Origin of the sequence: Jannaschia seohaensis (assembly GCF_900116765.1) — a bacterium.
In the GTDB taxonomy this organism is placed as follows: Bacteria; Pseudomonadota; Alphaproteobacteria; order Rhodobacterales; family Rhodobacteraceae; genus Jannaschia; species Jannaschia seohaensis.
In genome coordinates this window covers 105,394-111,924 of the sequence record NZ_UETC01000014.1, presented here as the reverse complement: position 1 = coordinate 111,924, position 6,531 = coordinate 105,394, and the positions used below count along the sequence as shown (strand labels likewise).

The 6,531-nt window shown below is 65.4% G+C and carries 7 protein-coding genes; 6 read left to right on the top strand and 1 reads right to left on the bottom strand.

The genetic code is table 11. From position 1 onward, the window contains the following. The first annotated feature begins 496 nt into the window (after window positions 1-496). Genes ccmC through DTQ71_RS19785 form a run of 3 tightly spaced genes read left to right on the top strand, consistent with a single transcriptional unit; the run spans window position 497 to window position 1,883 of the window. Entirely contained in the window at window positions 497-1,225 is a 729-nt protein-coding gene (gene ccmC / locus DTQ71_RS19795; RefSeq protein ID WP_109566027.1) for a heme ABC transporter permease CcmC, read from the top strand. After that, on the top strand, window positions 1,222-1,359 hold the full coding sequence (gene ccmD / locus DTQ71_RS19790) for a heme exporter protein CcmD (protein ID WP_109566026.1): 138 nt from the start codon (window positions 1,222-1,224) through the stop codon (window positions 1,357-1,359). The genes ccmC and ccmD overlap by 4 nt, the downstream gene beginning before the upstream one ends. Beyond that, window positions 1,356-1,883, top strand: coding sequence for a DsbE family thiol:disulfide interchange protein (locus DTQ71_RS19785; RefSeq protein WP_109566025.1), 528 nt, complete (start codon window positions 1,356-1,358; stop codon window positions 1,881-1,883). The genes ccmD and DTQ71_RS19785 overlap by 4 nt, the downstream gene beginning before the upstream one ends. A gap of 77 nt (window positions 1,884-1,960) precedes the next feature. Here the strand turns inward: DTQ71_RS19785 and galE are convergent, their stop codons facing one another. Beyond that, window positions 1,961-2,977, bottom strand: coding sequence for a UDP-glucose 4-epimerase GalE (gene galE, locus DTQ71_RS19780; RefSeq protein WP_109566024.1), 1,017 nt, complete (start codon window positions 2,975-2,977; stop codon window positions 1,961-1,963). Between the two features lie 242 nt (window positions 2,978-3,219). Here galE and DTQ71_RS19775 point away from each other — a divergent pair, with 242 nt between their 5' ends. From DTQ71_RS19775 to DTQ71_RS23250, 3 genes are all read left to right on the top strand, one after another. Then, window positions 3,220-3,915 carry a hypothetical protein gene (locus DTQ71_RS19775; protein ID WP_109566023.1) on the top strand — a complete coding sequence of 232 codons (696 nt, stop codon included), beginning with the start codon at window positions 3,220-3,222 and terminating at the stop codon, window positions 3,913-3,915. An 80-nt stretch (window positions 3,916-3,995) separates the two neighbouring features. Further along, window positions 3,996-5,957, top strand: coding sequence for a DNA topoisomerase IV subunit B (parE, locus tag DTQ71_RS19770; RefSeq protein WP_109566022.1), 1,962 nt, complete (start codon window positions 3,996-3,998; stop codon window positions 5,955-5,957). Next, window positions 5,954-6,472 carry a hypothetical protein gene (locus tag DTQ71_RS23250; RefSeq protein ID WP_146204905.1) on the top strand — a complete coding sequence of 173 codons (519 nt, stop codon included), beginning with the start codon at window positions 5,954-5,956 and terminating at the stop codon, window positions 6,470-6,472. The genes parE and DTQ71_RS23250 overlap by 4 nt, the downstream gene beginning before the upstream one ends. Window positions 6,473-6,531 lie beyond the last annotated feature (59 nt).

Sequence of the window (6,531 nt, the reverse complement as noted above, 5' to 3'; positions counted from 1 at the left end):
CCATCGGCACGATCTGCCGCACCTTCACCCCAAACGAATGCCGCAACTACCTCCGACACGCAGGCTATGCTCCAGAATTATGATCCGACGCTTTAGACGCGTCGCTCCCACGTCATAGGGAAAAGAGGGGGGCCAGCGGCGCAGGCGCGTCGCCTCTCAGCGCCCTGCGCTTCGCGGCAATCGCAAACCAAACGCCCCCGTTGGGACGCAGCCCGCGCGCCTCGCAGAGCCTCAAGTCAGACGTGTCCCGAGGATCTCCCGCGCCGCTCGACGCGGCCCGGGCCGCGTGCGGCGGCAGGAGGCAACTGGCCTCGGCAACTGGAGCGCCGCCGCCTTCCCCAGGGAGGAGAGACCGCGCGCCCACGCAAAGAGGCCGCCTCCGTCCCGCCTGATCGACATCCATTGCCCACGGTCGCCCCGGCCCAGCGACCGGGTCTGACGTTCCCGTGACCTGACGTCCCTTGAAGCCCCCCGTCCGGCCCCATACACAGCCCTCATGTCACTCTGGGAATACGCCAACCCCCGCCGATTCATGGCCCTCTCCGGCGCCGTGCAGCCCTATCTCTGGGCGCTCGCCGCCGCCCTGTGCGGCATTGGCCTGATCTGGGGTTTCTTCTTCACCCCCGAAGATTTCCGGATGGGGCATTCGGTGAAGATCATCTATATCCACGTGCCCTCCGCCTTCCTGGCGATCAACGCGTGGTTCATGATGCTGGTCACCTCGCTGATCTGGATCATCCGACGCCACCACGTCTCGGCCCTGGCGGCCCGCGCCGCGGCCCCCATCGGCCTGATCATGACCCTTGTCGCACTGCTGACCGGCGCGATCTGGGGTAAGCCGATGTGGGGCACCTATTGGGAATGGGACCCGCGGCTGACCTCGTTCCTGATCCTGTTCCTCTTCTATCTCGGCTATGTCGCACTCTGGTCCGCCATCGAACAGCAGGACCAGGCCGCCGACCTGACCTCGATCCTCTGCCTCGTGGGCACGGTCTTCGCTGTGCTTTCCCGCTACGCCGCCCAGTTCTGGAACCAGGGCCTGCACCAGGGCGCGTCGCTCTCGCTCGATGCGGAGGAGAACATATCGGATGTGTTCTGGCTACCGCTCGTGATCACGCTGGCGGGCTTCACACTTCTCTTCGTCGCGCTCGTCCTGATGCGCACCCGCACCGAGATCCGCCGCCGCCGCCTCCACGCCATCGCCCTGAAGGAGCGTCTCGCATGAGCTGGCTCGGAAAATACGCGTTCGACATCCTGCTGGCCTATGGCCTGTCGATCGCTCTGATCGCGGGTCTGATCCTGCAATCGGTCCTGGCCTCCCGCGCCGCCAAGCGCCAGCTGAAGGAGCGTGGCGAATGAGATGGGTGGCGATCGCGCCCGTGGCGCTTTTCGCGGCATTGGGCGGGTTCTTCCTGTCGGGGCTGTTCCGGGAGAACCCCGACGCCCTGCCCTCCACCCGCGTGGGGCAAACGGCTCCGCCCCTCTCCGTCACCGCCTTGCCCGGCAAGACGCCGCTGACGCCGGAGATGCTGGCCGACGGTGAGGTCAAGCTGGTGAACTTCTGGGCCTCCTGGTGCGTGCCCTGCCGGGTCGAGCACCCGCAGTTGGAGCACCTGGCCGAGGAACTGCCGGTCTACGGCATCAACTACAAAGACGCGCCCGACGCCGCCCTGGCCTTCCTGGAAGAACTCGGCGATCCCTTCGCCGCCATCGGCGTGGATGGCGATGCCCGCACGGGAATCGACTGGGGGCTCTACGGCGTGCCCGAGACCTTCGTCGTGGCCGGGGACGGAACGGTGATGCTGCGCTTCGCGGGGCCGATCACCGAATCGGTCATCGCCGATACGCTGACCCCGGCCATCGAGGCCGCGCGCGCCCGCTGATCATGGCGGGAGGGGGCGGGGAAATCCCCGCCCTACTGGGCGTTCCTCGTAGGGCGGGGATTTCCCCGCCCCCCCCCTCACGAGTTGAACCGCCAGCCCTCCGACTGCGCGCGCACCCAGTCCCAGCTGGTGCGGCACATCTCCTCCAGGCCGAATTCCGCCTCGAAGCCAAGTGCCGCTCGGGCCCGCGTCGGATCGGCGTAAAGCCGTGGCACGTCACCCGGGCGGCGCGGCCCGATGACATGGGGCAGTTCCCGGCCGACCACGTCCGAATAGGCGCGATGCATCTCCAGCACCGAGACAGGACGCCCCGTGCCGATGTTGAGCACATGCGCCTCCCCCTCCAGCAGCCGGTTGAGCGACAGCACATGCGCCCGCGCCAGGTCCATCACATGGATATAGTCGCGCCAGCAGGTGCCGTCCGGCGTGTCGTAGTCGTTGCCATGCACGGTCAGCCGCTCCAACTCGCCCAGGGCGACCTTGGCGATATAGGGCATCAGGTTGTCGGGAATCCCGCGCGGGTCCTCTCCGATCAGACCAGAGGGATGGGCGCCGACCGGGTTGAAATAGCGCAGCACGCCAGGCACCCAGGGGTCGGAGGCGGCAGCCTGCTCCAGGATGCGCTCGCAGGTGAGCTTGGTGAAGGCATAGGGCGAGGTGTGCGAGAGCGGCATGTCCTCGGTCAGGGGAAAGACCTCAGGCTCGCCATAGACCGTGGCGGTCGACGAGAACACGATCCGCCAGACGCCGGCCGCCCGCATCGCCTGCATCAGCGTGGTCAGCCCGCCGATATTGGTCTCGAAATAGTCGAGCGGGCGCGCCACGCTTTCGCCCACGGCCTTGCGCGCGGCGAAATGCACGACGCCATCGATAGCGCGTTCGGCGAACAGCCGATCCAGTGCGGCGCGGTCCAGCACCGAGCCGCGCACCAGATCCACCTCCGCCCCGGTAATCCGCGCGAGCCGCGCGATCACCCCCGGATCGGAATTCGAGAAGTCGTCGAGGATGGTGACCGCATGCCCCGCCTCGCAAAGCGCGACATAGGTATGCGACCCGATATAGCCCGCGCCGCCGGTCAGCAGGATCCGCGCCATGTGTCGCTCCGTCTGGTTTGCTTACGGTCCCGTATGTCTGCCGCCGGAATGGCGAAAGCGTGGCGCGCTCGTCGCCAATGCCCCAAGATTTTGAAGAAATCGCTGCCGAAAGTTGACGATACGAGGTCAGGTGCGCGGAAAATACACGGTCCATGTCCTAAATCAAACACGTTCTACCCCTAGGCGTAGTCCACCCACGTTTTACCCGTAGGCATAGACCACCCGTTCCCTGGAATCGCGCCATGACAAGCTTCGTCACAAATGAATCCGGTGCCGTCACCGTCGACTGGGTGGCGATGACCGCCGCCCTCGTGGGGCTGGGCCTTGCCGTCTCCGCGACGGTATCGGGCGGAATGGAGGACCTCTCGGGCGATACCCGCGACGCGATGATCGGGGTCTCGATCAGGACGGCCTTCGACAAGATCTTCGCCGCCACCGACTTCGAGGACGGGACGCGCGGCGACTGGACCGCGGGGCAGGTCCTCACGGACGTCCCCGGCTTCGGCAACATCCTGGCCTTCTCCAGCGGCCAACCGAGCGGCACCCTCCCCATCGAGGTGGAGAGCAAATACAGCCACGCGCGGATCGAGTTCGACATGATCATCGGCGATAGCTGGGACAACGAACAGGGCAGGATCTCGATCGGCGGCGAGGACATCGTCATCGCGACCCATGCCTGGGCCTCCACCGCCCCCGAGATCCAGACCTTCGAGGGACCGGGCGACGCGACGGTCACCCTGACGCGCTCGACCACCGGCACGGGGATCGGCAACGCCACTTGGCAGAACAACAACGACTATACCTATCGCGTCAGCATCGTCAGTCGGAACGATGGCCGCGACCTGACGCTCGGCGCGGCGACGAACCTGAACCAGGGCGCCAGCGACGAATTCTTCGGCATCGACAACGTCGTGGTCACGGGCACCCAAGACGGATAGGGCGCGCCACGCGGCCAAGGCTTCCACCGACCCCGCATCTCGCCTATCTTGGAGCCAAGCACACAAGATAGAGCAGCCCCATGTCCGACGACCTCCTCGCGGGCGCCGCCGCGCCCGAGACCTATGACGCGTCCTCCATCGAGGTGCTGGAGGGGCTGGAGCCCGTCCGCAAGCGCCCCGGCATGTATATCGGCGGCACCGACGAGCGGGCGCTGCACCACATGGTGGCCGAGGTGCTCGACAACTCCATGGACGAGGCGGTGGCCGGCCATGCCAACCGGATCGAGGTGGAGCTGCATGAGGACGGCGCCATCACTGTGCGCGACAACGGCCGCGGTATCCCCATCGACCCGCACCCGAAATTCCCCGACAAATCCGCGCTGGAGGTCATCCTCTGCACGCTGCATGCGGGCGGCAAGTTCTCGGGCAAGGCCTATCAAACCTCGGGCGGCCTCCACGGCGTCGGCGCCTCGGTGGTCAACGCGCTGAGCGATTCGATGGTCGTCCAGGTCGCGCGCGACCGGGAATTGTGGGAGCAGCGCTTCTCCCGCGGCCTGCCACTCGGCCCCGTGGAAAAGGTCGGCGCCGCCCCGAACCGTCGCGGTACCACGGTCACCTTCCACGCCGACGCGGAGATCTTCGGCAGCCACAAGCTCAAGCCCGCCCGTCTCTTCAAATCGATCCGCTCCAAGGCCTACCTGTTCTCGGGCGTGGAGATCCGCTGGAAATCGGCCATCGACGACGGCGAGACCCCGACCGAGGCCAAGTTCCACTTCCCCGGCGGTCTCTCCGACTACCTGACCGAGACGCTGGGCTCCGCCTCGACCTATGCCGAGCAGGCCTTCTCCGGCACCGTCGATTTCCATGAAAAGTTCGGCCAGCCCGGCAAGGTCGAATGGGCGATCAACTGGACCCCTTCGCGCGACGGCTTCCTCCAGTCCTACTGTAACACGGTCCCCACGCCCGAGGGCGGCACCCATGTCACCGGCTTTTGGGCCGCGATCCTGAAGGGCATCAAGGCCTATGGCGAGCTTGCCAACAACAAGAAGGCCGCGCAGATCACCCGCGACGACCTGATCTCGGGCGGCTGCGCGCTGGTGTCGTGTTTCATCGCCGAGCCCGCTTTCGTCGGCCAGACCAAGGACCGGCTCTCGACCGAGGCCGCGGCCAAGATGACCGAGGGCGCGGTGCGCGACCGGTTCGACACCTGGCTGGCGCAGGACACCAAGGCGGCGGGCGCGATCCTCGACTTCCTGGTGCTTCGCGCCGAGGAGCGGCTGCGCCGCCGCCAGGAGAAGGAGACGGCCCGCAAATCCGCCACCAAGAAGCTGCGCCTGCCGGGCAAGCTGGTCGATTGCTCGGCCACGGCGCGGGACGGCACCGAGTTGTTCATCGTGGAGGGCGACAGCGCGGGCGGCTCGGCCAAGATGGCGCGGGACCGCAAGACCCAGGCGCTGCTGCCATTGCGCGGCAAGATCCTGAACGTGCTGGGGGCCGCGTCCTCCAAGCTGGGGTCCAACGCCGAGATCTCGGACCTGACCCAGGCGCTGGGCGTGGGGCTCGGGACGAAGTTCAACGTGGACGACCTGCGCTATGACAAGGTCATCATCATGACCGACGCCGATGTGGATGGCGCCCATATCGCGTCGCTCTTGATGACGTTCTTCTTCACCCAGATGCGGCCCATGATCGACGCGGGGCACCTCTATCTGGCCTGCCCGCCCCTCTATCGCCTGACCCAGGGGGCCAAGCGCGTCTACTGCATCGACGAGGCGGAGCGCGACCTGTGGCTGAAGAAGGGCCTCGGCGGCAAGGGCAAAATTGACGTGAGCCGCTTCAAGGGCCTGGGCGAGATGGACGCCAAGGATTTGAAAGAGACGACGATGGACCCCGGGTCGCGGAAACTGATCCGCGTGACGGTGGACGAGGACTCGCCCGGGGAGACGGGAGACCTCGTGGAGCGCCTTATGGGGAAGCGGCCGGAGATGCGGTTCAAGTATATTTCAGAGAACGCACGGTTTGCGGGGGAGTTGGATGTTTGAAGGAAGGTCGCTCCGACACCGTTGACGACGAACCTCGATATTTTGCTGCCGAATGCCTCCTAAGCCGCGACTACCTCTACAAACTCGGCGTCTATGTTCAGAGTTGCGCGCATATGGAAAAGCTATGCAGCGAGATCGTCTGCCTCTCTCAAGGCCTCGCGGTGGAAACCAAAGCGTTCGAAGATAAGGCGAATTCGCTCAGGCTTCTGCCGACATCCGAACTGATAACTGAACTCAGCAAAGCTGCCAAATCCGAGCGGCTAACCTCGGTCGATTCATCTTCCCTTTCGAGCATGGCTGGGTGGCTGCACCGATATGTCCACAATCGTCATTTGGCTGTTCACGGCGCGCATTTACTTCATGGCAGCAACGTTCGGATCGAGGCGGCACCCAAGAAGGGGCGTTCTGGATGGTTCAATACTGAAATTCGCGTGATCGACGAGTTGGTGGCTGATGTCGACCGCCTGCTCCGGGAACTAACTCATCTCCACAAGCGACTTTCGAGTGAGACTTAGTGCAAGTGTCCTGCGAGATCGGCCAAGCAAGCGTAGGGTGGGTGAAAACCCACCATTCG